Source organism: Microbacterium sp. K41 (assembly GCF_004794395.1).
Classification (GTDB): domain Bacteria; phylum Actinomycetota; class Actinomycetes; order Actinomycetales; family Microbacteriaceae; genus Microbacterium; species Microbacterium sufflavum.
Genome location: NZ_SSDO01000386.1, coordinates 1 through 763, shown reverse-complemented (window position 1 = coordinate 763; position 763 = coordinate 1). Strand labels below are relative to the sequence as shown.

1 protein-coding gene is annotated in these 763 nt (G+C 73.9%); it reads left to right on the top strand.

The genetic code is table 11. The features are described 5' to 3' along the window. Positions 1-643: amidohydrolase family protein (locus tag DW309_RS12120; RefSeq protein WP_168387262.1), on the top strand; the 643-nt coding region annotated here is incomplete at its 5' end. Between the last annotated feature and the right edge of the window lie 120 nt (positions 644-763).

Sequence of the window (763 nt, the reverse complement as noted above, 5' to 3'; positions counted from 1 at the left end):
GGTGACGATCGCGCCGGAGCTGCCGGGAGGGCTGGACGCCGTGCGGCAGATCGTCGCCTCCGGAGCGGCGGCCGCCGTGGGGCACACCGACGCCGACGCCGACATGGCGATCGCGGCGTTCGAGGCGGGAGCGTCGATCCTCACCCACGCGTTCAACGCGATGAACGGCATCCACCACCGCGCCCCTGGCCCCGTGCTCGCCGCGGCCGCCGATCACCGGGTGATCCTCGAGGCGATCGCGGACGACATCCACCTCGACCCCGCTGTCGTGAAGCTCGTGTTCGACGCGGCGCCGACCAGGGTCGCGCTGATCACCGACGCCATGGCCGCCGCGGGCAGCGCCGACGGGCAGTACGACCTCGGCACCGTTCGCGTGACGGTCCTCGACGGGGTGGCGCGCGCCGACGACACGGGCTCGATCGCCGGGTCGACGCTCACGCAGGATGTGGCACTGCAGCGCGCCGTACGCGCGGGGGTGCCCCTGACCGAGGCGGTGCGCGCGCTCACCGAGACACCGGCGAGGGCCGTCGGACGGCACACGCGTCTCGGCGCGCTGCGCGCGGGCATGCTCGGTGACGCCGTGCTGCTCGATGCGAGGCTGCGCGTCGCGCGGGTCTGGACGGGCCAGGCACTGTCCGCCTAGAAGGACAGCACTCCGCGCGACGCGCAGCGCTGCGGCCTCCGATCGAACAGGTCGTGACACCCGCCGGACTCCCCAGATCGGCGACTGTCTCTCCCGTAGAGCGGGATGGTGGGCCGCCGT